This window comes from Xenophilus azovorans DSM 13620, from assembly GCF_000745855.1.
In the GTDB taxonomy this organism is placed as follows: Bacteria; Pseudomonadota; Gammaproteobacteria; order Burkholderiales; family Burkholderiaceae_C; genus Xenophilus; species Xenophilus azovorans.
This window is the reverse complement of record NZ_JQKD01000044.1, coordinates 1-21,545: the sequence shown is the minus strand read 5'-3', so window position 1 is coordinate 21,545 and position 21,545 is coordinate 1. Positions and strand designations below refer to the sequence as shown.

Sequence of the window (21,545 nt, the reverse complement as noted above, 5' to 3'; positions counted from 1 at the left end):
CCCATCAGAAGGCCAGGTCCTGCAGCGACTGGGGATCCATGGCGGCCAGCGCCTCGGCCTCCTTGGCGTCGTGCGTGGCCTTGTCCCACAGCTCGAAGTGGCTGCCCATGCCCAGCAGCAGGGTCTCGCGCTGGATGCCGGCGGCGGCCCGCAGCTCGGGCGACACCAGCACGCGTCCGGTGCCGTCCATGTCCACGTCCATGGCGTTGCCGAGGAACAGGCGCTTGTACCACTGCGCGTTCATGGGCAGCGCGGCGATCTTCTCGCGGAATTGCTCCCACGCGGGGCGCGGGAAGATCATCAGGCAGCCGTGGGGGTGGCGGGTGATCGTGAGCTGGCCGCCGGCCGTCGCCAGCAGGACGTCGCGATGCCGGGTCGGCACCGACAACCGCCCCTTGGCATCCAGACTCAGCGATGAAGCGCCCTGAAACACGACCCCGAAACCCCGATTCGGCAGTTGTCGGGGCGTGAAGGCGAGGCTGCCGTCACTTTTTCCCACTTAACTGCACTTTTTTGCACTGTAGCAGGAAAGGATGGGCGCGCAACGCGGCACGTCGCTATTTTTTGTAATGGAATCAACGACTTAGCGAGGCAATCTGCGAAGCAAATCACCTCGAAAGTCGTTTAGAAGTAAGCACTTAGCGAGAGCACTGAAAGTGCTTCGTGAAGCGTGGGCGCCGCCCGCACCTCGCCTCAGAGGATGAAACGGGAAAGGTCCTCGTCGTGACTTAGTGCCGCCAGCCGCGCGTCCACGTAGGCGGCGTCGATGCGCACGGTCTGCCCTTCCAGCTTCGCGGCGTCGAAGCTCACCTCGTCGAGCAGCCGCTCCATCACGGTCGACAGGCGCCGGGCGCCGATGTTCTCGGTGCGCTCGTTGACCTCGAAGGCGATGGTGGCCAGCCGGGTGATGCCGTCGGGCGTGAACTCCAGCGTCACGCCCTCGGTGCCCAGCAGCGCCTGGTACTGCTTGACCAGCGAGGCGCGCGTCTGGATGAGGATGCTCTCGAAGTCCGCCACCGACAGCGACTGCAGCTCGACGCGGATCGGGAAGCGCCCCTGCAGCTCGGCGATCAGGTCGCTGGGCTTGCTCATGTGGAAGGCGCCGCTGGCGATGAACAGGATGTGGTCGGTGCGCACCACGCCGTACTTGGTGGTGACGGCCGTGCCCTCCACCAGGGGCAGCAGGTCACGCTGCACGCCCTGGCGCGAGACGTCGGCGCCCTGCGCCTCGCTGCGGGTGGCGACCTTGTCGATCTCGTCGATGAAGACGATGCCGTTCTGCTCGGCGTTGGCGATGGCCTGGGCGCGCACCTCCTCCTCGTTGAGCAGCTTGCCCGCCTCCTCGTCGGTGAGCAGGCGCATCGCCTCGGCGATGCGCAGCTTGCGCGCCTTGCGCCGGCCGCCGCCGAGCTGGCTGAACATGCCGCGCAGCTGCTCGGTCATCTCCTCCATGCCGGCGGGGCCCATGATCTCCAGCGGCGCGCGCTGCTCGGCCACTTCGATCTCGATCTCCTTGTCGTCGAGCTGCCCCTCGCGCAGCTTCTTGCGGAAGGCCTGGCGGGTGGCGTTGCCGCCGTCGGCCTGCGCCGAGCCGTCGGCGCCGCGGGCGCCGGGCAGCAGCGCGTCGAGGACGCGCTCCTCGGCCGCGTCCTCGGCGCGCATGCGCACCTTGGCAGCCTCGGCCTCGCGCGTCTGCTTGACGGCCACCTCGGCCAGGTCGCGGACGATGGAATCCACGTCCTTGCCGACGTAGCCCACCTCGGTGAACTTGGTGGCCTCCACCTTGACGAAGGGCGCGTCGGCCAGCCGGGCCAGGCGGCGCGCGATCTCGGTCTTGCCCACGCCGGTGGGGCCGATCATCAGGATGTTCTTGGGCGTGATCTCGCCGCGCAGCTTCTCGTCGACCTGCTGGCGGCGCCAGCGGTTGCGCAGGGCGATGGCAACGGCGCGCTTGGCATCGCGCTGGCCGACGATGTGGTTGTCGAGTTCGGAGACGATTTCCTGCGGTGTCATGGACATGGTGTGTTCGACTCTGTGAGGGCTGGATGGACAGGCATTCGCCAGGGCACCCGCGGAACTGGCTCTGCCAGGCCGCTGGGTGCGCCCCCCTTCGCGCAGCAGAAGGGGGGTTGGCGGAGCGCGCGGCGCGCAGACTGGGGGGACGCGCTCCTTAGAGCGTTTCAATCGTGTGGTGCATGTTGGTGTAGATGCACAACTGCCCCGCGATCTCCAGGGACTTGCGCACGATGTCCGCGGCCGGCAGCTCGGTGTTGTCGAGCAGCGCCTTGGCGGCGGCATGGGCGTAGGCGCCGCCCGAGCCGATGGCCACGATGCCCTGCTCCGGCTCCAGCACGTCGCCGTTGCCGGTGATGATCAGCGAGGTGGTGGCGTCGGCCACGGCCAGCATCGCCTCCAGGCGGCGCAGCACGCGGTCGGTGCGCCAGTCCTTGGTCAGCTCGATGGCGGCGCGGGCCAGTTGGCCCTGGTGTTTCTCCAGCTTGGCCTCGAAGCGCTCGAACAGCGTGAAGGCGTCGGCGGTGGCGCCGGCGAAGCCGGCCAGCACCTTGCCGTGGTGCAGCGTGCGCACCTTGCGCGCCGAGCCCTTGATGACGATGTTGCCCAGCGTGACCTGGCCGTCGCCGCCGATGGCGACCTGGTCGCCCTGCGGGGTGGCGCGGCGCACGCTGACGATGGTGGTGCCGTGAAATTGTTCCATCGGAGCATGATGGGGCCGGAACGCCCCGATGCAAGGCCCGCGGCGCGCGGCCCCGGGGGGTGCGGCGGTCAGTGGCGCGGCGTCACCACGGCATGGTCGGCGATGCCGGCCACGCCGAGGAAGGCCGCCAGCAGGCGATGGACGTCGACGAACTCGATGCGGCGCCCCCTGGCGTCGTAGGCCTTCACCCAGTTCAGCAGGCTGCCCGCGGCGGCGACGTCCACGCGCAGCAGCGAGGCGCACGACACCACCGGCGCATCGGCGCCCGCCAGCTCGGCGTCCAGCCGCTGGCAGGTCGCGCCCAGGTCGCCGGCGAGTTCGCCCGAGAGTTGCCCGGGCAGAACCTCGGGCCCGGTGGCGTCGCCTGCCAGGCGCAGCCCGCCCGGCCGGCTCGCGCGCGGCGCGTCCAGCGAGGCATAGCTGCCTGCCGGGTCGCGCCATGCCGGCGGCGCCACCTCGTAGGTGATGCAGTAGTTCAGCGCCACCAGCTCGAAGTCGTCGGGCAGGTTCATCACCCGCAGCACCGACAGGTAGAGTTGCCACCACGCCAGGTCGGTGCCGCGCACCGTCAGCGGCGTGGCCTCGGCCAGCACGGCGACCAGCCGCTCGGCGCCGGCGAAGCGCAGTTGCACCGGCGCATCGGCCCAGTGCGCGAACAGCGTGCCCAGCGGGGCGACCGCGTCGCCGTCGATGCCGCGAAGCAGCCGCCAGTCCAGCCGCCACACGGCGCCGGCCTGCGACAGGGCCCGCGTGAGCTGCAGCAGGCCCTCGCGGCCCAGCTGCTCGGGCGCATACCAGTCGACCGTGCCCTCGTCCGCGCTCTGCTGCTGGCTGTGGTGCGCCAGCAGGCGCAGCGACCTCCACTCCGGCGCGGGCCGCTTGAAGCGCTGCGCATAGCGCGTGCTGTTGGCGGCGAACTTCTCGGCGTCGCCCGTGGCCCGGTACAGGTCGAGCAGCGCGCGCCAGGTCTCGTCGTCGTCGGCATGGCTGCCGCTGCCGGCCACGGCCTGCAGCAGCAGGCCCTCGGCCCCGGCGTCGTCGCCCTGGGCGAAGCGCAGCGCCGCCTCCTGCGCCGGGGTATCGCACACCAGCCGGGATGAATCCAGCGCATGGGCATGGGTGGGCACGGCGGCGACAGCCTCGCCGCCCTCGCCCTCGTCCAGCGGCGGCGCGCCGGGCGCGGTGTCGGCATAGGCGCGGGCATGCTGGGCCGCCAGCGGGTCCGGCTGCGAGGCGCCGGCCGCGGCAGCCTCGCCGCCGGCGCGGCCCTTCCACCACTGCTGCGACATCTGCTCCTCGATCTCGTCGATCTTCTTGAGCGTGAGGGCGCGGCCGTCGGTCTTGCCGGAACTGTTGAGCTGGAAGGAGGACGGCGTGCCGCCCTCGCGCGTGCCCGCGGCCTCGCGCTGGCGCAGCTTGCGCAGCATGTCGAACTCGCGGCGGCGCACGAAGTCGTTGCGCTGCCGGCGCTCGATCATCTCCTTGAGCGCCTCGCGGCTGTAGCCGGTGTCGGGCGCTGCGGCGCCGCCGCCCTCGGGCGCATCCAGTTCCGACCAATCCTTGAGCGGATTGCGGACGAACTTGGCCACCTTGGACAGCAGCCGGTTGCCTTCTTCCCTGGCCATGCGCGCGTGATCGGAAGCGGAAGCCGCGCCGTTCAGTCTCCGAACATCTTCTGCTTGAGCTCGCGGCGCTGCTGCGCCTCCAGCGACAGCGTGGCGGTGGGACGCGCCAGCAGCCGGCCGACGCCGATCGGCTCGCCGGTCTCGTCGCAGTAGCCGTAGTCGCCGGCGTCGATGCGCGCGATGGACTGCTCGATCTTCTTGAGCAGCTTGCGCTCGCGGTCGCGCGTGCGCAGCTCCAGCGCGTGCTCTTCCTCGATGGTGGCGCGGTCGGCCGGATCGGGCACGACGACGGTGTCCTCGCGCAGGTGCTCGGTGGTCTCGCCCGCGTTCTCGAGGATGCCCTTCTTGAGCATCAGAAGCTTGTGGCGGAAGAAGGCCATCTGCTTCTCGTTCATGTACTCGCCGTCGGGCATGGCGATGACCTCGGCGTCGGTGAGTTCCTCGGCCGGTTTGGTCTTCCAGTTGTTGGCGAGCTTGGGGTCTTTCTTGATGGCCACGGGCGGCGGGGAAACGAGTGCAGTGGACATGGTCTGTGAGAAGCTGGCCTTGGCGGCGGTCGAGGCCACCGCCTGCGGCATGGAGGGAACGGTCAGTTGCGCCAGCCGCGCCGAGGCGCGGGCACGGGGCACGGGCGCATCGGCAGCAGGCGCGGCGGCCGGAGCCGGGGCGGGTGCGGCCGTGGGCGCCGCGGCCGTCTTGCGCGCAGGCGCCGCCTTGGCGGCGGCGGGCGCGGGGGAAGCCTTGACGGCGGATTTCTTCACGGTCGCAGGCTCCTGGGTCTGGCTGGATCGCGCTTTCACGGGGTGGTCTCCTCCCAAGGGCACTGGTGGGGGCCCGAGGGGCCGCTGCCGCCGGTGCGCAAGGCCCCGGTGGCGGCGGCTGATGGTTATACCGCCGAAACCGGGAGGCCGGGCGCATGCCGGACGTCGCCGGAACACCGGCCCGGCCGCGGGATGCGGCCAGGGGGGTCCCAAACAGGCGCGCGATTGTATAGAGAAAGTCTCCAGCGCGGCCCGCGCCTGCGTCTCTCGTCAGAAGGCCGCGGAGCAGGCCATGCGGGAACATCCGCGGAACCGAAGCACCCCACGAAACAGGCTTCGCGGGGACCCCGCGCTCGGCCGGGCCGCAGGATGTGCCCCCTCGCAGGGGGTTGCCGGAGCGGAACGAAGTCCGCGCAGGCTGGGGGTGGTCAGGTCAGGCACTGGTCCAGGCCCTGCTCCAGGATGTCGCGCGGCAGGTCGATGCCGATGAAGACCATGCGGCTGATGCGCGGTTCGCCCTCGGCCCACTCGGGGCCCAGGTCGCTGCCCATGAGCTGGTGCACGCCCTGGAAGATCACCTTGCGCGCGGTGCCCTTCATGTCGAGCACGCCCTTGTAGCGCAGCATGCGCGGGCCGTAGATGTTGACGACGGCGCCCAGGAAGTCCTCCAGCCGGGCGGGATCGAAGGGGCGGTCGGCCTTGTAGACGAAGCTCTTGACGTCGTCGTCGTGATGATGGTGGTGGCCATGCCCGTGCTCGTGCTGGTGCGAGGGGTGGTCGCAGTGCTCGCCGTGCGCATGGTCGTGGTCATGGTGGTGGTGCTCGTGCTCGTCTTCCTTGAGGAAGTCGGGGTCGATGTCCAGCTTGGCGTTGAGGTTGAAGCCGCGCAGGTCGAACACCTTGGCGAGCGGCACCTCGCCGAAGTGCACCTTCTCGATCGGCGCGCGCGGGTTCATGTGCTTGAGGCGATGGATCAGCGCGTCGGCCTCCTCCTCGCTCACCAGGTCGGTCTTGCTGACGAAGATCTGGTCGGCGAAGCCCACCTGGCGGCGCGCCTCCTGCCGGTCGTTGAGCTGCTGGGCGGCGTGCTTGGCGTCCACCAGGGTCAGGATGGAGTCCAGCAGGTAGCTCTCGGCGATCTCGTCGTCCATGAAGAAGGTCTGCGCCACCGGGCCGGGGTCGGCCAGGCCGGTGGTCTCGATCACCACGCGCTCGAAGTCCAGCAGGCCCTTGCGCTTCTTGGCGGCCAGCAGCTGCAGCGTCTCGCGCAGGTCCTCGCGGATGGTGCAGCAGATGCAGCCGTTGCTCATCTGGACGATCTGCTCCTTGGACTCGGTGACGAGGATGTCCGAGTCGATGTTCTCCTCGCCGAACTCGTTCTCGATCACGGCGATCTTCTGGCCGTGGGCCTCGGTGAGCACCCGCTTGAGCAGCGTGGTCTTGCCCGAGCCGAGGAAGCCGGTGAGGATGGTGGCGGGGATGAGGGCCATGGGAGATGCTCCGGGGATCTGCGGGGAAAGGGCGGAAAGTTTAGGCCCGCCGCCGCAGCCCTGCCGGCGCGCGGTTTCTCCGCCGCCGGCCGGCTGGCAGGCTACTTGCGCACCACCACCAGCCCCTTGAGGTACTCGCCCTCGGGGAACTCGATGGTCATCGGGTGGTCGGGCGCGGCACCCAGGCGCTCGGCGATGTAGCCGTCCACCCCGGCGTCGATGCCGGCGGAGGCCACGATCTTGTGGAACAGGTCGGCCGAGATGCCGCCCGAGCACGAGAAGGTGAGCAGCACGCCGCCCGGCGGCAGCAGCTTGAAGGCCAGGCGGTTGATGTCCTTGTAGGCGCGGGCGGCGCGCTCGGCATGGGCCACGGTGGGCGCGAACTTGGGCGGGTCGAGCACGATGGCGTCGAAGCGCCGGCCCTCGTCGATGAAGCGGCGCAGGGTGGCGTTGACGTCGGCATCGAGGAATTCGGCCTTCGCGCCCGCCAGGCCATTGAGCCCCAGGTGCGCCTCGGCCCGCTCCAGCGCCGGGCGCGAGGAATCGACCGAGACCAGTTCCGCGCCCTCGAGCGCGCCCGCCGCCGCCAGCCCGTGGGCCGCCGCGACGGTGAAGCCGCCGGTGTAGCAATAGCAGTTCAGCACGCTGCGGAAATGCCGCAGCCGGGCCAGCTCCGAGAAGCGGCGGCGGCTGTCGCGCTGGTCGAGGTAGAAGCCGGTCTTGTGGCCGGTGGCGACGTCCAGCGTCAGGCGCCAGCCGTGCTCGCGGATCGCCAGTTCGGTGGCGCCGTTGCCGCGCAGCCAGCCGATGGCCGGCGGCAGCCCCTCGCGCTCGCGGCCGCTGGCGTCGGAGCGTTCATAGAGCCTGTCCAGCCCGGTGGCCGCGAGCAGCGCGTCGGCCAGCGCGCCTTTCCAGCGCTCGGCGCCGGCCGAGAGGAACTGCGCCGCCAGCGTGTCGCCATAACGGTCCACGATCAGGCCCGGCAGCCCGTCGGCCTCGCCGTGCACCAGCCGCACGCCGTCGCTGTCGATGCCGAACAGCGCCCGGGCCTGCACGGCGCGGGCCACCCGCCCCGCCAGGAAGGCGGCGTCGATGCGCTGCACCTCGTCGAAGCTCCAGGCCCGCGCGCGGATCTTCGAGTGCGGGCTGCACGCCGCCCAGGCCAGGAAGCGGCCGTCGTGCGATTCGACGCGCACCGTCTCGCCCGGGTCGCCGCCGCCCTTGGCGATGGCGGCGTCGAACACCCACGGGTGGCGGCGCAGGAGCGAGCGCTCCTTGCCGGGCTTCAGGCGCAGGGTCTTCATCTTCAGCGCCGCCCGGCCGCCCGTGGGCGCTGAAGCGCCCCCTCGGGGGGCAACGACGACACGACGTGCGAAGCGTGGGAGCGGTATTTCATTTCTTGAGCTTGGCGCGAGGATGCGCCGCGTCGTAGGCGCGCGCCAGGTGCTGGAAGTCGAGCCGGGTGTAGACCTGGGTGGTGGCGATGCTGGCGTGGCCCAGCAGTTCCTGCACCGCGCGCAGGTCGCCGCTGGACTGCAGGACGTGGCTGGCGAAGGAGTGGCGCAACATGTGCGGGTGCACCGGCGCCGCCAGGCCGGCGCGCAGGCTGCGCGCGCGCAGCAGCTTCCACACCGCCTGGGCCGACAGGCGGGCGCCGCGCGCGCCGATGAACAGGGCCGCCGCGCCCGCGCTGCCGGCCGCCTCGCCGCGCACCGCCAGCCAGGCGCGCAGCGCCTCGGCCGCCTTGCCGCCCACCGGCACGGCGCGGCGCTTGCCGCCCTTGCCCAGCACGCTGGCCTCGCCGGCCTCCAGGTCGACCCAGCCCTTCGCCTCCTTGCCGGGCTGCAGGTCCAGCCCCACCAGTTCGCTCACGCGCAGGCCGCAGCCGTAGAGCAGCTCGACGATGGCCGCGTCGCGCGCGGCGGTCCACGGGTCGGCCTCGGGATCGCGGTGCTCGGCCAGGCGCACGGCGTCGTCCACGCCCAGCGCCTTGGGCAGCGGGCGGGCGGCCTTGGGCGCGTGCACGTCCTGCACCGGGTTGGCGGCGATCCGGCCCTCGTGGCCCAGCCAGCGGTAGAAGCCGCGCCAGCACGACAGCACCAGCGCGATGCCGCGCGGCGCATGGCCGGCGGCGTGCAGTTGGGCCATCCAGCGGCGCACCTGGGCCGGCTGCACCTGCGCCAGCGCCAGGCCCGCCTCCTGCGCGCGCCGCGCCAGGTCGGCCAGGTGCACGGCGTACAGCTCGGTGGTGCGTTCGGCCAGCCGGCGCTGCACGCGCTGATGCGCCAGGTAGCGCTCGATCAGCGCCGCATCGGCATCAACATCGGCGTCAGAAATGGCCATGCAGGGCATTGTGGACGATGGCCAGCGGCTCGCGCAGCACCGCCTGCACGGCGCGCCAGGCGCTGCGCCGGCAGGCAACAGGGGTGGCGGCGTACTGCACGTCGAAGGCGCGGTCGAAGCCGCTGGCGCGGGCCAGCCGCTCGGTGCGCCAGAGGTGGCCCGGCTCGGTGACGACGATGACGCTGCGCACGCCGGCGTCCACCAGCAGCGGCCAGGCCAGGCGCAGGTTCTCGCGCGTGGACTGCGAGGCGCGCTCGCGCAGCACCGCGCCGGCGTAGCCGGCCGCCCGGGCCATGCCTTCCATCTCGTCGGCCTCGATGCGGCCGTCCTCGCTGTCCTCGCCGCCGCTCATCACGAGCTGGCGCACCAGGCCGCCGCGGGCCAGCGCCACGGCCGCCTCGACGCGCGAGGCCAGGCAGGGGTTGGGGGCGCCGTCGAGCCAGGCGCGGTTGCCCAGCACCAGCGCGGCGTCGGCGGGGCGCGCGGGCGGATGGCGCAGGGCCGCCTCGCCGTGGCGCGCGACCACGAGGGCCATCCCGCCCCACCCCGCGAGCCCCAGGGCGAGCAGCAGCGCGGCGGCCCGGCGCGGCTTCAAGCGGCGCGCAGCCGGGTGAGCGCCGCCGCGGCGAGCTGCGCGATGCGCTCCAGGAAGTCGGTGCCCATGTCGGCGTGATAGCGCTGGGCATCGGGCGAGGCCAGCACCAGCAGGCCGAAGGCGCCCTGGCCGGGCTCGGCGCGCAGCGGCACCAGCGCCAGCGAGACGGCCTGCTGCGGGTCGTTGAGCCACGACGCCGCCTCGAAGCCGGAGTTCAGGCCGACGTAGGGCGTGGTCAGCGATTCGGTGAGGGCCTTGAGGTCGTCGCTCACGTTCTGCGCATAGCTCTCGTCGGCGTAGGCCGGGTCCAGGTCCCACAGCTTGATGCCGGTCTGCGGCACCATGAACTGGGTGTGCAGGCCGTTGATGATCTCCCAGGGCAGGCCGCGCGGGTCGCGCCAGGTGAGCAGGTCGCGCGTCCAGCGCTGCAGGCGGTCGGCGGTGACGACGTTCTCGGTGCCGGCGCGCACCATCTCGATGATCCGGTGCTCCAGCGCCTTGATCTTGTCGCGCAGCATCTCGGCCTGCCGTTCCTGCAGGCTGACGGCGCGGCTGCCGTGCGGGCTGGTGAGCTGCACCTGGGCCAGCAGCTGCGCGTGGCGCTCGAAGAAGTCGGGCGTGTTGGCGAGGTAGTTGGCGATGTCGTCTTCGGTGATCGGGTTCATGGTTCCGGGAAGGTGTGGATCGTCGGATCGGCCGCCTGCTGCCAGGGCGCCAGCGGAAAGAGGAAGCGCAGCGGGGGGCCTTGCGACACCCGGCCTTCGGCGTCCAGGAAGCGCCGCTCCCCCCAACTGTATTCAAGCGGGTAGGCCGTGTCGCCCAGGCGCAGCGTGCCCAGCAAGACGGGATGCGTCGCGCCGCTCACGCCGCCGCGCACCAGCCGCGCCGCGTCGAAGCGCACCACGGTGCCCGCGGGGACGGCGATGGGCGCCGGCTCGTCGTCGGACGCCGGCTGCCGCGGGTCCGCGATCAGGCGGAAGGGCCGCTCGATCACGTCGGGCGCGCGGGTGCGCACGATGCGTACCTCGCGCAGCAGCGGCAGGTCGCGGCCGACGACGGAGGCGAAGGGCTCCATCGCGCCGGCGTCCAGCGTGCGCGTGCGCAGCGCCAGCCAGAAGCAGCCGGCCAGCGCCAGCGTCGCGCCCAGGGCAGCGACCAGCAGGAGCTTGCGCAGGGGCAGGCGGCGCATGGGCGGAAGACGCTCAGGCGCTCAGATGCCCTCGGGCACGTCGATCTCGCCGGAGAACACGGTGACGGCCGGGCCGGTCATGAAGACCGGGTCGGACGCGCCGCCGGCCCACTCGATGGTGAGGATGCCGCCGCGCGTCTCGACGTCGACGCGGCGGTCGAAGCGGCCCAGGCGGATGCCCGCCACCACGGCCGCGCAGGCGCCGGTGCCGCAGGCCAGCGTCTCGCCGGCGCCGCGCTCGTACACGCGCAGCCGCGCATGGCTGCGGTCCACCACCTGCAGGAAGCCGGCGTTCACGCGCTGCGGGAAGCGCGGGTGGTGCTCGATCAGCGGGCCCTGTTCGGCCACCGGGGCGGTCTCGATGTCGTCCACCACCTGCACCGCGTGCGGGTTGCCCATCGACAGCACGGCCACGGCGACGATGGCGCCCTCGGCCTCGGTGGACAGGGCCAGGTGCCAGGTCTGCCAGCCGCCCTCGGGCCGCGGGTCCAGCCCGGCGGTGTCGAAGGGCACGCGCGCCGGCTCGAAGACGGGCGCGCCCATGTCCACGGTGACGCGGCCGTCGGCGTTCATGCGCGGCGCGATCACGCCCGAGAGGGTCTGCACCCGCACCACGTCCTTGTCGGTCAGCCCCTGCTCGCGCACGAAGCGCAGGAAACAGCGCGCGCCGTTGCCGCACTGCTCGACCTCGCCGCCGTCGGCGTTGTGGATGACGTACTGGAAGTCGATGCCCTCGGCCGTGGCCGGACGCACGCTGAGGATCTGGTCCGCGCCGACGCCGAAGTGCCGGTCGGCCAGGAAGCGGTACTGCCCGGGCGAGAGGCCCAGCGGGCCCTTCGTCTCGTCGAGCACGACGAAGTCGTTGCCCGCGCCCTGCATCTTGGTGAAGCGGATTCGCATGGCGGGATTATCCGGCGCCCGGCAGGCCGGGCAGCAGTGCGCCGCCGCGCGCCACCACCTGCCCGCCCGCCACCACCAGCCGCCGCGGCGGCCGCGCCACCACGGCGTGCGCGACGGTCTGCGCGTCGAGCAGCACCAGGTCGGCCCGGTCGCCGGGCACCAGGCCGTGACGCTCGAAGCCGCAGGCCAGCGCACCGGCGCGCGTCACGCAGTCCAAGGCCACGTCGATCTCGTCGTCGCGGCGCAGGTTGTAGCGCAGGCCGATGAGCATGGCGCGCTCCAGCATGTCGGGCGTGCCGTAGGGGGTCCAGGTGTCGCGGATGCCGTCGTTGCCGCCGGCCACGGCGATGCCCGCGGCGCGGCAGGCCATGAGCGGCGGCACCGGCCGCGAGGGCGGCGCGCTGGTGACCAGCACCACGCCCAGCGCCGCGATGCGCGCCAGCAGCGCGTTGCACTCGGCCGCCGGCAGCTCGCCCAGGCAGAAGGCATGGCTGACGGCCACGCGGCCCTGCAGGCCCAGCGCCGCGGTGCGGTCGAGGATCAGGCCGAGCGAGAAGGCGCCCATCGCGCCGGGCTCGTGCAGGTGGATGTCCAGCGGCTTGCCGTGCTTGTCGGCCAAACCGAAGAGCACATCGAGCGAGCGCACCGGGTCGCCGTCGATGGCGCAGGGGTCCAGGCCGCCGAGCACGTCGGCGCCGGCGGCCAGGGCGGCATCGAGCAGTTCCGCCGTGCCGGGCCGGCCGAGCAGGCCCGACTGCGGGAAGGCCACGGTCTGGATCTGCTGCCAGGGCGCCAGCGCCGCCTGCGTGCGCTGCACGCCTTCGAGGTGCTGCAGGCCGGCCTGCGTGTCGATGTCCACGTGCGTGCGGATGCGCGTGGTGCCGGCCGCCAGGAAGGCGCGGGCCAGCGCCATCGACTGCACGGCGGCGTCGTGGCCGCTGCCGGCGCGGAAGGCGCGCTCGTTGTCGATCTTGTCCGTGAGCCGCGAGCCGACCTCGTTGCGGTACCAGGGCAAGCCCCAGAGCGTCTTGTCCAGGTGCGTGTGGCTTTCGACCAGGCCGGGCAGCAGCAAGGCGCCGCCGCCCTCCTCCACCCGTGCGCCGGGCGGCGCGGCCAGGCCGGGGCCGACGGCGGCGATGCGGCCGCCCTGCACCAGCACGTCGACCGGCGCCGCGCCGTGGGGGCGGACGTCGCGCACCAGCAGGGCGCGGCTCACAGCCAGCCCGCCTTGCGGAAGCGCCAGTACAGCACCCCGCATACCGACGCCATCAGCCCCAGCGCCGCCGGGTAGCCGAAGTGCCATTTCAGCTCCGGCATGAACTCGAAGTTCATGCCCCACACGCCGGCAAAGGCGGTGCACACCGCGAAGACCGCCGCCCAGGCCGCCAGCCGCTTGGTCACCTCGCCGTCCTCGATGGTGACCAGCGACAGGTTCACCTGGATCGCCGTGGTGATGCCCTCGCGGATGGTCTCGACCGAGCCGTTGATGCGCAGCAGGTGGTCCACCACGTCGCGGAAGTAGTCCTGCACGCCCAGGCACAGCGGCGGCACGCGGCCGCCGTAGAGCCGGCCGGCCGCCTCCAGCAGCGGCGCCACCGCGTGCTTGAGCACGCGCAGCCGGCGCTTCAGGCCGTACAGCCGCTGCACCGTCTGGCGGCCCGCGTCCTGGGTGAAGATGGTCTTCTCGATCGCCTCGATCTCGTCCTCCAGCCGCTCGATGAAGGGGAAATAGCGGTCCACCACCTCGTCCATCAGCGCATAGAGCACGAAGCCCGGGCCGTGCGCCAGCAGGTCGGGCTCGCGCTCGCAGCGCTCGCGCACCCGCGCCAGGCTCTGCGTGCTGCGGCTGCGCACCGAGAGCAGGTAGTCCGGCCCGGCGAACACGCTCACCTCGCCCACCCGCAGGCGCCGGCGCTCGCCCTCGCCGTCCAGGTCGAGCAGGTGCATCGTCACGAAGAGCGCGTCGCCGTACTCCTCCACCTTGGGCAGTTGGTGGCCGGTGAGCGCGTCCTCCACCGCCAGCGGATGCAGGCCGAGCGCCTTCTGCAGCGCGGTCATCTCCTCGGCCGTGGCGTCCTGCAGCGCCACCCAGACGAAGACGCCGGGCTGCCCCCGGTGGCGGGGGATGTCGGCGACGCCGATGTCGGCCAGCTTGCGGCCGTGCTGGTAGGCGACGCAGTTGATGAGCATGGTGGTGCGCGAAAGTGTCGAGGGCGCCATCGTGCCACCGCGGCCGCCGGCTGCGCGTAGGCCGGGAGCCCCGGCCGCCCGCCCCTACACTGCGTCCGTTCCCGGAGGGGAGCGGAAGACGAAGGACAGAAGGAAGGGGAACGCACGCATGCAAGAGGACCACCGCACGGAGCCCGGCTTCGCTCCGCAGGAAGCGCCGCCGCTGTCCCAGACCGGCGGCATCGAGTCGTGGCCGATGGCCTTCACAGGCGACGGCGGCGTGTACTTCGGGGTGTGGATCGTCAACATCCTGCTGACCATCGTGACGCTGGGCCTGTTCACGCCCTGGGCGCGGCGGCGCACCATCCGCTACTTCTACGGCCACACGCTGGTGGCCGGCAGCCCGCTGGAGTTCACCGCCGGCATCCGCAGCATGGTGTTCGGCTTCCTGCTGTTCGCGGCCTTCTACATCGCGCTGAACGTGGCCTCCGAGACGGGGCAGGCGCTGCTGTACGGCGTCATCGTCGCCGGCGGCGTGCTGCTCGCGCCCTTCCTCTGGGGCAGCGCGATGCGATTCCGCCTGGGCCACACGCGCTGGCGCGGCCTGCGGCTGCGCTTCACGGCCGGCTGGGGCGAGGTGTACCGCGCCAGCTGGCCGGTGTTCGCGGTGGCGGCGGTGTGGCTGGCGGCGGGGCTGGCCATGTCGCGGATGACGGAAGACCCGCCTGCCGGCCCGGCCGCGCAGCAGGCCGTGTCCGCCGACGCAGCGCAGGCGCCGTCGGGCGATGCGCCGTCCGCCGACGACGAAGACCTCGACGTGGACGAGGAGGACGAGCCGCCGCCCGAGGCCGATACGCCGCCGCTGCCCCGCCCCACCTGGGCGATGGCCGGCGTCGCGCTCGCCGCCGCCGTGCTGAGCCTGCTGTGCTTCGTCCGGCTGGAGTTCAACTACAAGCGCCTGCTGATCGAGCGGGCGGGCATCGGCGGGCAGGCCGGGCGCTGGAAGCCGACCTTCGGCGACTTCGTGCGCATCTGGCTGGCCACGCTGGGCTTCTTCCTGGCCACGCTGCTGGCGCTGGCGGTGCTGGCCGCGGCCATCGCCGGCATCGCCGCGCTGGCCCACGGCGGGCTGTCCGCGCTGGGCGCCTCGCGCGGCAGGACGACGGTGATCCTGCTGGTGATCGTCGGCTTCGTCATCCTGGGCTTCGCCTTCTTCCTGGCGGCCTCGCCCGCCCTGGCCTACCGCGAGGCGCGCATGTTCCAGCTCATGTGGAACAACATCGGCGTCAGCCACATGGCGCGCTTCCGCACCGACCTGCGCACCAGCGCCTTCGTCTGGCTGCGCATCCGGAACATCCTGCTGTCGATGATCACCGGCGGCTTCTACCGCCCCTTCGCCCGCGTGGCCGAATACCGGATGAAGACCGAATCGGTCACGCTGCACGTCCGCGGCGGGCTGGAACCGCTGGTGGGCGCGCTGGAGCAGGAGCAGCAGCGCGGCGGTTTCGGCGACGCCGTGGCCGATGCCCTCGGCCTGGACATGATCGGTTAGAAATGGCCCACCCCCAGCCTGCGCGGACTTCGTTCCGCTTCGGCACCCCCTCACGGGGGCACATCCTGCGGCCTGGCGAAGCCAGTTCCGCGGATGTTCCCGCACGGCCTGCTCCGCGGCCTTTCGATCCGCAACGGGCACGGACCCGTCCCGCAATGCACTGCCCAGTCGCCGCATGAACGACCTCGCGCCCGACCTGCTGCGCGCCCGCTGGTACGACGGCGTCAGCAGCCGGCCGCAGCCGGTGCTGGTGGGCCTGGAGCCCGGCCCGCGCGGCCCGTCGCTGCGCCTGCATGCGCTGGCGCCCGGCGTGGCGGTGCCGCCCTCGCCCTTCGCCCACGATGCGGTGGACTGGCCCGAGGCCTGGCGCCCCAGCCGCGCGCAGGCCACCGTGGTGGTGGGCCTGCATGGCGCGGGCAGCCTGGAGATCGACGACGGCGCCCGCTGGCACGCGGCGCTGGAAGCCGCCGGCGCCCGGCCAGGCCTGGCGCAGCGCATGCAGACGCGCTGGCAGGTCTTCGTCGCCGTGCTGCTGGCGGCGGTGCTGGGGCTGGGCCTGTTCTACCGCTACGGCACCCCCTGGGCCGCGACGCAGCTCACGCGCTTCGTGCCGCTGGGCTGGGAAGAGACCATCAGCCGCGAGGCGATGGAACAACTGGACGACGGCTGGCTGCGCCCCAGCCGGCTGCCGGCCGAGCGCCAGGCGGCGCTGCGCGCGCGCTTCGATGCGCTGGCGGCCGTGCTCGGCCGGGCCGGCGCGGGCGATGCGCCCGCACTGCGCCGCTACCGCGGCTACGCGCCGAAGCTGCAGCTCGCCTTCCGCTCCGGCATGCCGCCCAACGCCTTCGCGCTGCCCGGCGGGCAGATCGTGATGACCGACGCGCTGGTGCGCGCGGCCGACAAGGCCGGCCTGACCGACGACGCGCTCGTCGGCGTGCTGGCCCACGAGATCGGCCACGTGGTGCACCGCCACGGCACGCGGCTGGTGGTCGAGCAGGGCGTGCTCAACATCGGGCTGGGGCTGGCGCTGGGCGACGTGTCGAGCATGGTCGCCACCGCCAGCACCGTGCTCACCAGCCTGGCCTACCGGCGCAGCCACGAGCGCGAGGCCGACTGCTTCGCCGTCGCGATGATGGCGCGCGCCGGGCTGCCGATCGCGCCGATGGCCGACCTGCTGATGGACATCGACGGCCCGCCCGCCGTGGCCGGGCGCCCGCCCGGCCAGGAGGAGGCGCCCGAGACGCCGCAGCCGCGCAGCCCCGGCGCCGCCGACTGGTTCAGCAGCCACCCCGACACCGCCGCCCGCGCCGAGGCCCTGCGCGCCGGCCGCGGCTGCGCCGCAGACGGCGCGCGCTGACGAACGCCCGCCGGCCAGCGCGTGTCACCGGGCCTGCGGATAATGCGCCGATGGTCCGGCCCACCCAACAGCTCCACGCGCTGCGCGAGCCTGCGCCCGCCCATGCCGCGGCCACCCTGCTGCTGCTGCGCGACACGCCGGCCGGGCTGGAGGTGCTGATGACCCGCCGCTCGGAGCGCGCCAGCTTCGCGCCCGGCGCCTACGTCTTCCCCGGCGGGCGCGTCGACGGGGCCGACGAGCGGGCCCGGCGCATCGCGCTGCGCCGCCGCACCCAGCCGCGGGCCCAGCTCACCCACGCCGTGGCCGCCGTGCGCGAATGCTTCGAGGAACTGGGCGTGCTGCTGGCCGAGCATGAGAACGGCCGCGCCGTGAGCGCCGCCGAGGTGGCCGCGATGGACCGCGCCGCCACCGCCGCCGGCCGCTTCGAGCAGCAGTGCACCGCGCGCGGGCTGCACCTGACGACCGACCGCGTCTTCACGCTGGCCCACTGGATCACCGACCGCGACCTGCCCAAGCGCTTCGACGTGCTCTTCCTGGTGGCGCGCATGCCCGAGGGCCAGCAGCCCGCGGCGGACGAGGCCGAGCAGTTCGAGCCCTGCTGGGTGCGCCCCGCCGAGGCGCTGGCGCGCCACGACGAGGGCGCGTTCAGCATGATCTTCCCGACCGTGCGCACGCTGCGCCGGCTGGCCGCCTTCGCCCGCGTGGACGACGTGCTGGACGCCTGCCAGCGCGAGAAGCCCCTGTGGAACAGCTGCCCGCGCGGCGGCCTGCTGCGCGGCCAGACCACGCGCTACATGGAACACGAGAACCCCTACGGCGAGCTGGCCCTGGTGTGCCCCGACGGCCAGCTCCTGCACGGCCTGGACTGGCAGACCGCCCAGCCGGTGCCGCTGCTGCGCAACGTGCAGCGCCTGACGGCGCCCAACCCGAGCGCGATGACCGGGCCCGGCACCAACAGCTACATCGTCGGCGAGCCCGAGAGCGGCTACGTCGTCATCGACCCGGGGCCGAACGACTTCGGCCACGTCGGGCGCCTGTGGCGCGCCACAGGCGGCAACGTCCGCGCCATCGTCTGCACGCACTCGCACGCCGACCACTCGCCCGGCGCCGCGCCGCTGCAGGCGATGTGCAAGGAGACCAACCCGCCCATCCTCGGCCTGCCCTCGGCGCCCACGGCACGCGCCAGCGCCCGATTCACGCCCGACCAGGTGCTGCACAACCACGAGCGGCTGGTGCTCAACGGCCGGCTGCTGGAAGACGGCTCCGGCCGCCGCGTCACGCACACGCTGCGCGTCATCCACACCCCCGGCCACGCCGCCAACCACCTGTGCCTGGCGCTGGAGGAAGACGGCCTGCTCTTCTCGGGCGACCACATCCTCAACGGCAGCACCACGGTGATCGACCCGCCCGACGGCAACATGAACGAGTACCTGCAGTCGCTGGACGTGCTGGACGACGTGTGCGCCGAGCTGCGCGTCGAGTTCATCCTGCCGGCGCACGGCCACGTGCTGGGCTTCGCGCGCGGCGCCATCGCGCGGCTGAAGTCGCACCGCCTGCAGCGCGAGGCCAAGGTGGCGGCCGCCATGCGCCGCCTGCCGCTGGGCAGCGTGGAGGACTGGCTGCCGCTGGCCTACGCCGACACGCCGCGCGAGCTGTGGCCGGTGGCGGCGCGCTCGCTGCAGGCGCACGTCGAGCGCATCCGCGAACTGGCCTCGCAGCCCGGCGCCCTGCCCTCCCAGCCCGGCGCGCTGCCCGAATCGCCCCACGGGCCGCCGACGCAGCCCGAAACCTGGCCCACGCGCCTGTGAACGACGCCACCGCAGACGCCGCGGCCGCCGGCGGCGAACGCCTTTCCAAGCGCCTGGCCGCGCAACTGGGCTGCTCGCGCCGCGAGGCCGAGCAGCTCGTCGCGCAGGGCGCGGTGAGCATCGACGGCCAGCCGGCCACCGCGCCGCAGCAGCGGGTGATGGCCCACCAGCGCGTGAGCGTGACGCCCGGCGCGTCCGCCGCCCCGCCGGCGCCGGCCACCCTGCTGCTGCACAAGCCGGCCGGCATCGACTGCGCCGACCCGAAGCTGTGGTCGCGCCTGCAGCGCGACGCGGCCGACGCGCTGCACGGGCGGCCCGCCGTGCCGGGCCTGTTCATAGGCCAGCGCTGCGTGGCGCCGCTGGCCACGCACGAAAGCGGGCTGGTCGTCTTCACCCAGGTGCCGGGCGTCGCCCGGCGCCTGCTCGACGACGCGCCGCTGGTGGAGCACGAGTACACGGTGGAGATCGACGGCGAGGCGGACCCGGCCCTGCTGCCGCGCCTGCGCCCGGCGCGCGCCAGCATCGGCAGCCGGCGCGAGGGCCGCACCGGCCTGCGCGTGGTCCTGCACGGCCCCGATCCCGGCCAGATCGAGGCCCTGTGCCGCGCGGCGGGCCTGGCCGTCGCCACGCTCAAGCGCCTGCGCATCGGCCGCCTGCCGCTGGCGGGGCTGGCGGCGGGGCAGTGGCGCTGCCTGCGCGGTCAGGAACGATTCTGAGCTCATTCCCGTCCGGCAAGAGCAAGAGCGCCGCGCGCACGGGCAAGTTGCGAGGAATCGCCGCCGACCCCGCCACAGCCCGCAGGGGCGAGCGTTACAGCGATGCGCCGGACACAGCCGGGCGGCCGGCCTCCGATGCGGGTGCAGGACGCTTGATGCGCGGCCCCAGCTTCTGCAGGACCTCCTCGGTGTCGAAGGTCCTGTCGTCCCGGTCCTTGAGATCGGCGCGCAGCTCGATCAGCACCGACCGCGCCTGCAGGGGCGGCGGTCCGCCGTAGTAGCCGGGCGTGTAGATGTAGACCGGCGCCCGCGCCTTGGGCAGCGCGGGCGGCGGCATCCGGAAGACGGGCGCCGGGGCGCGGAACACCGGCATCGCGCCGGCCGTGCGCTGCAGCGGCAGCGGCGGGGCCGTCACCACGCGGTCGCCCATCGGCTCGCGCGCCCGGGCGACCACGCTCACATGCACATCGGCTTCTGGATCGGAGCGGCCGAAGACATCGTCCCCCGACAGCACCGCCGGATCGACCGTGCCCTCGATGATCCTGAACGCCGGGGCGCCCGCCTCCCTGGCGACCTCCGCGCTGCGGAACAGCACGAAAGCATCGGCCCAGCGCGCCGGCGTGCGCGCCGTGCCGTCGAAGCGCACGCGGTAGAGCTGGTCCGACAGCTTCGCGCTCGTGTAGCCGAGTGCCTGGCCCTCGGCGCCGGCGGCGCGGTAGGGCGTCGGGCTGACGCAGCCTGCGAGCGCGGCGGCAGCCGAGAAGATCAAAGTCACGGTCATCTTTCTCATGGGCCTCCCTCCAAGTCCTTCTGTTTTGATCGCCGATGCGGCCTGATATGCCAGCATGGTCAGAGCATCACGAAAAACAAACTGGAAGAAAAGCGGCCGTCAGGCGCTCTCAGGAAGATATCGATGTAGTTGCTGCGGGTGCATGTGCCGTTGTTCAAGTTCTGATTGACGTGGACAAATCCCCGCCCCGTCAGCGCCCCATTCAGAATGCAAGCCTGCTGGCCCAACTGGGCGGCATTGGTGAAGGTCAGGGCGACCTCCAGCCGGTTCTTCTTCGTCGAAGGCTCGGCGAGCCGGACCGTTCCCGTGAACGAGCATGCACCGTAGGGATGGCCGCTCATGGTGCTGCCGCTGGCTGATCCGTCGGCCGCGATGACGAAGTCTCCGAGCCCGTAGCCACCCCAATGACGGGCCAGGAATTCGGGCGTCATCGCCAGCGAATTCGATTCCAGGTCGTAGGTCCAGGGAATGAACGTCTGTTGTGCCCCGCCGCCCGCAGCGTACGTCCCGGTGATCGAACTGCGCCCAACGTAGGCGCCGCCGCCAGTGAGCGCCTGGCTGGCCCCGGTGCCGGGCGCCCTGATGACTCCCGAGCTGAACTGCCAAGTGCCGGCATTCGCATCGAATGCCATCTGCCCCGAATACACGCCGATGCTTGCGGGATTGTCCTGTTCCTCGACGTACAGGCCCATCGCCGAATCCGAAGGCTCCACGAAGCTCAGACCCAGCTTGGCAGCGAAACCGTTGACAACGCCGGCCTGGTACCAGATGCCCTCGGTCGCATTGCCGACCTCGGCCGTCGAACCGGCCTGTGGGGCTGCGATACAGGTACTCGGATCCGACGCAGGTTCGGGTTCGGGTTCGGGCGAAGGCTCCGGTGAAGGCGTCGGCGTCGGAGCCGGTGATGACGCAGGGGCCGGAGCAGGCGCCGGAACGGGCGCTGCCGCAATCCCCGGAAATGCCACGCCCCCGCCGCCGCCTCCTCCCCCGCAGCCGGCCAAACCGAGCACGGCAATGGCCAACGCCAAGGCCGACTTCACATGGGCTGGCATGTGGCCAGCGAGAGCGCGTCTTGAGTTCATCGATTTTTCCCCCTGAGTGATGATTGAAATGGGCGGACTTGCAACCTGGGAGCCGCCCCTTTCCCATGCGCTGGATCGCGATGCTTCCCGCGCCGTCAGAAGCTCACATTCAGATTGACCCCGCCCGTGACCCTGCCCGTGCGGTACCCCTCGGGCTTCCACACCGGCGCACCGACGAACACGTCGTAGCTCAGGCGCTTGAAGGCGCCGCGCACGCCGATCACGGCGCCGGCCAGGTGGTTGCCCAGCAGGTACTTCACGCTCGCGCCGCCCACGTGGCCGTAGTCCAGCCCCGCGTAGAGTTCCGCGCCGCTCGCTCCCATCGCCCAGCCCACGTCGTTGCGCACGAGCCAGCCGCGCTCGGCCATCAGGCTGGTCTCCCCGTCGAAGCCGCGCACCGTGTAGCGCCCGCCGATGGCGAAACGGTCCTGCGGCACCAGCGGCGTGCGGTT

The 21,545-nt window shown here is 72.4% G+C and carries 21 protein-coding genes; 4 read left to right on the top strand and 17 right to left on the bottom strand.

The genetic code is table 11. From position 1 onward, the window contains the following. Positions 1–4: 4 nt before the first annotated feature. The 14 genes from mraZ to corA form a co-directional block, all read right to left on the bottom strand. The gene (gene mraZ, locus Q392_RS20595; RefSeq protein WP_038211713.1) at positions 5–433 is read right to left on the bottom strand and encodes a division/cell wall cluster transcriptional repressor MraZ; all 429 of its coding nucleotides are present in this window, start codon (positions 431–433) and stop codon (positions 5–7) included. 260 nt (positions 434–693) lie between these two features. Then, entirely contained in the window at positions 694–2,019 is a 1,326-nt protein-coding gene (gene hslU / locus Q392_RS20590) for an ATP-dependent protease ATPase subunit HslU (protein ID WP_038211712.1), read from the bottom strand. 151 nt (positions 2,020–2,170) lie between these two features. Beyond that, positions 2,171–2,716, bottom strand: a complete 546-nt coding sequence (gene hslV, locus Q392_RS20585) for an ATP-dependent protease subunit HslV (RefSeq protein ID WP_038211710.1) — start codon at positions 2,714–2,716, stop codon at positions 2,171–2,173. Between the two features lie 68 nt (positions 2,717–2,784). Further along, positions 2,785–4,341 carry an STAS domain-containing protein gene (locus Q392_RS20580; RefSeq protein ID WP_038211708.1) on the bottom strand — a complete coding sequence of 519 codons (1,557 nt, stop codon included), beginning with the start codon at positions 4,339–4,341 and terminating at the stop codon, positions 2,785–2,787. Between the two features lie 32 nt (positions 4,342–4,373). After that, entirely contained in the window at positions 4,374–5,102 is a 729-nt protein-coding gene (gene dksA / locus Q392_RS20575; RefSeq protein WP_425425191.1) for an RNA polymerase-binding protein DksA, read from the bottom strand. 428 nt (positions 5,103–5,530) lie between these two features. Then, the gene (locus Q392_RS20570; protein ID WP_038211706.1) at positions 5,531–6,592 is read right to left on the bottom strand and encodes a CobW family GTP-binding protein; all 1,062 of its coding nucleotides are present in this window, start codon (positions 6,590–6,592) and stop codon (positions 5,531–5,533) included. Positions 6,593–6,693: 101 nt separating this feature from the next. Then, positions 6,694–7,896, bottom strand: coding sequence for a class I SAM-dependent rRNA methyltransferase (locus Q392_RS20565; protein WP_038211704.1), 1,203 nt, complete (start codon positions 7,894–7,896; stop codon positions 6,694–6,696). An 88-nt stretch (positions 7,897–7,984) separates the two neighbouring features. Then, positions 7,985–8,935, bottom strand: coding sequence for a tyrosine recombinase XerC (locus Q392_RS20560; protein ID WP_051953798.1), 951 nt, complete (start codon positions 8,933–8,935; stop codon positions 7,985–7,987). Then, positions 8,922–9,530, bottom strand: coding sequence for a YdcF family protein (locus tag Q392_RS20555; RefSeq protein WP_038211702.1), 609 nt, complete (start codon positions 9,528–9,530; stop codon positions 8,922–8,924). The genes Q392_RS20560 and Q392_RS20555 overlap by 14 nt, the downstream gene beginning before the upstream one ends. Further along, positions 9,527–10,195, bottom strand: a complete 669-nt coding sequence (locus tag Q392_RS20550) for a DUF484 family protein (protein ID WP_038211700.1) — start codon at positions 10,193–10,195, stop codon at positions 9,527–9,529. The genes Q392_RS20555 and Q392_RS20550 overlap by 4 nt, the downstream gene beginning before the upstream one ends. Further along, complete coding sequence (locus tag Q392_RS20545; RefSeq protein ID WP_038211698.1) at positions 10,192–10,719, bottom strand: hypothetical protein; 528 nt, start codon at positions 10,717–10,719, stop codon at positions 10,192–10,194. The genes Q392_RS20550 and Q392_RS20545 overlap by 4 nt, the downstream gene beginning before the upstream one ends. Before the next feature lie 21 nt (positions 10,720–10,740). After that, positions 10,741–11,619 carry a diaminopimelate epimerase gene (gene dapF / locus Q392_RS20540; protein ID WP_038211696.1) on the bottom strand — a complete coding sequence of 293 codons (879 nt, stop codon included), beginning with the start codon at positions 11,617–11,619 and terminating at the stop codon, positions 10,741–10,743. Between the two features lie 7 nt (positions 11,620–11,626). Then, positions 11,627–12,835: an amidohydrolase family protein gene (locus Q392_RS20535; RefSeq protein WP_038211695.1), complete on the bottom strand. Its 1,209-nt coding sequence runs from the start codon at positions 12,833–12,835 to the stop codon at positions 11,627–11,629. Beyond that, entirely contained in the window at positions 12,832–13,809 is a 978-nt protein-coding gene (gene corA, locus Q392_RS20530; RefSeq protein WP_038211694.1) for a magnesium/cobalt transporter CorA, read from the bottom strand. Before corA ends, Q392_RS20535 begins: the two co-directional genes overlap by 4 nt. A 148-nt stretch (positions 13,810–13,957) precedes the next feature. Here corA and Q392_RS20525 point away from each other — a divergent pair, with 148 nt between their 5' ends. The 4 genes from Q392_RS20525 (at position 13,958) to Q392_RS20510 (ending at position 19,221) form a co-directional block, all read left to right on the top strand. Next, a complete protein-coding gene (locus Q392_RS20525; RefSeq protein ID WP_084217256.1) occupies positions 13,958–15,340 on the top strand; it encodes a YjgN family protein in 1,383 nt (460 codons plus the stop codon). A gap of 175 nt (positions 15,341–15,515) precedes the next feature. Next, the gene (locus Q392_RS20520; RefSeq protein WP_051953794.1) at positions 15,516–16,697 is read left to right on the top strand and encodes a M48 family metallopeptidase; all 1,182 of its coding nucleotides are present in this window, start codon (positions 15,516–15,518) and stop codon (positions 16,695–16,697) included. Between the two features lie 50 nt (positions 16,698–16,747). Then, positions 16,748–18,505, top strand: coding sequence for an MBL fold metallo-hydrolase (locus Q392_RS20515; RefSeq protein ID WP_084217254.1), 1,758 nt, complete (start codon positions 16,748–16,750; stop codon positions 18,503–18,505). Continuing rightward, positions 18,502–19,221 (top strand): S4 domain-containing protein, encoded by a 720-nt coding sequence (locus tag Q392_RS20510; RefSeq protein WP_038211689.1) that lies wholly within the window; start codon positions 18,502–18,504, stop codon positions 19,219–19,221. Before Q392_RS20515 ends, Q392_RS20510 begins: the two co-directional genes overlap by 4 nt. 94 nt (positions 19,222–19,315) lie before the next feature. On the opposite strand, the gene Q392_RS20505 is transcribed toward Q392_RS20510, so the two are convergent. The 3 genes from Q392_RS20505 to Q392_RS33435 form a co-directional block, all read right to left on the bottom strand. Beyond that, a complete protein-coding gene (locus tag Q392_RS20505; protein ID WP_157008105.1) occupies positions 19,316–20,011 on the bottom strand; it encodes a CC0125/CC1285 family lipoprotein in 696 nt (231 codons plus the stop codon). A 59-nt stretch (positions 20,012–20,070) separates the two neighbouring features. Beyond that, a complete protein-coding gene (locus Q392_RS32930; protein WP_211260263.1) occupies positions 20,071–21,093 on the bottom strand; it encodes a hypothetical protein in 1,023 nt (340 codons plus the stop codon). A 95-nt stretch (positions 21,094–21,188) separates the two neighbouring features. Further along, on the bottom strand, positions 21,189–21,545 hold a 357-nt coding region (locus Q392_RS33435; protein WP_038211684.1), incomplete at its 5' end, for a ShlB/FhaC/HecB family hemolysin secretion/activation protein.

What these genes read in the sequence shown, in the direction of transcription:
- Q392_RS20580 (WP_038211708.1), bottom strand. Translation starts at nt 4,341, where the DNA reads ATGGCCAGGGAAGAAGGCAACCGGCTGCTGTCCAAGGTGGCCAAGTTC.
- Q392_RS20520 (WP_051953794.1), top strand. Translation starts at nt 15,516, where the DNA reads ATGAACGACCTCGCGCCCGACCTGCTGCGCGCCCGCTGGTACGACGGC.
- Q392_RS20545 (WP_038211698.1), bottom strand. Translation starts at nt 10,719, where the DNA reads ATGCGCCGCCTGCCCCTGCGCAAGCTCCTGCTGGTCGCTGCCCTGGGC.
- Q392_RS20560 (WP_051953798.1), bottom strand. Translation starts at nt 8,935, where the DNA reads ATGGCCATTTCTGACGCCGATGTTGATGCCGATGCGGCGCTGATCGAG.
- Q392_RS20505 (WP_157008105.1), bottom strand. Translation starts at nt 20,011, where the DNA reads ATGAGAAAGATGACCGTGACTTTGATCTTCTCGGCTGCCGCCGCGCTC.
- hslU (WP_038211712.1), bottom strand. Translation starts at nt 2,019, where the DNA reads ATGTCCATGACACCGCAGGAAATCGTCTCCGAACTCGACAACCACATC.
- Q392_RS20515 (WP_084217254.1), top strand. Translation starts at nt 16,748, where the DNA reads ATGGTCCGGCCCACCCAACAGCTCCACGCGCTGCGCGAGCCTGCGCCC.
- dapF (WP_038211696.1), bottom strand. Translation starts at nt 11,619, where the DNA reads ATGCGAATCCGCTTCACCAAGATGCAGGGCGCGGGCAACGACTTCGTC.
- Q392_RS20525 (WP_084217256.1), top strand. Translation starts at nt 13,958, where the DNA reads ATGCAAGAGGACCACCGCACGGAGCCCGGCTTCGCTCCGCAGGAAGCG.
- Q392_RS20570 (WP_038211706.1), bottom strand. Translation starts at nt 6,592, where the DNA reads ATGGCCCTCATCCCCGCCACCATCCTCACCGGCTTCCTCGGCTCGGGC.
- Q392_RS20565 (WP_038211704.1), bottom strand. Translation starts at nt 7,896, where the DNA reads ATGAAGACCCTGCGCCTGAAGCCCGGCAAGGAGCGCTCGCTCCTGCGC.
- corA (WP_038211694.1), bottom strand. Translation starts at nt 13,809, where the DNA reads ATGCTCATCAACTGCGTCGCCTACCAGCACGGCCGCAAGCTGGCCGAC.
- hslV (WP_038211710.1), bottom strand. Translation starts at nt 2,716, where the DNA reads ATGGAACAATTTCACGGCACCACCATCGTCAGCGTGCGCCGCGCCACC.
- Q392_RS20550 (WP_038211700.1), bottom strand. Translation starts at nt 10,195, where the DNA reads ATGAACCCGATCACCGAAGACGACATCGCCAACTACCTCGCCAACACG.
- Q392_RS32930 (WP_211260263.1), bottom strand. Translation starts at nt 21,093, where the DNA reads ATGAACTCAAGACGCGCTCTCGCTGGCCACATGCCAGCCCATGTGAAG.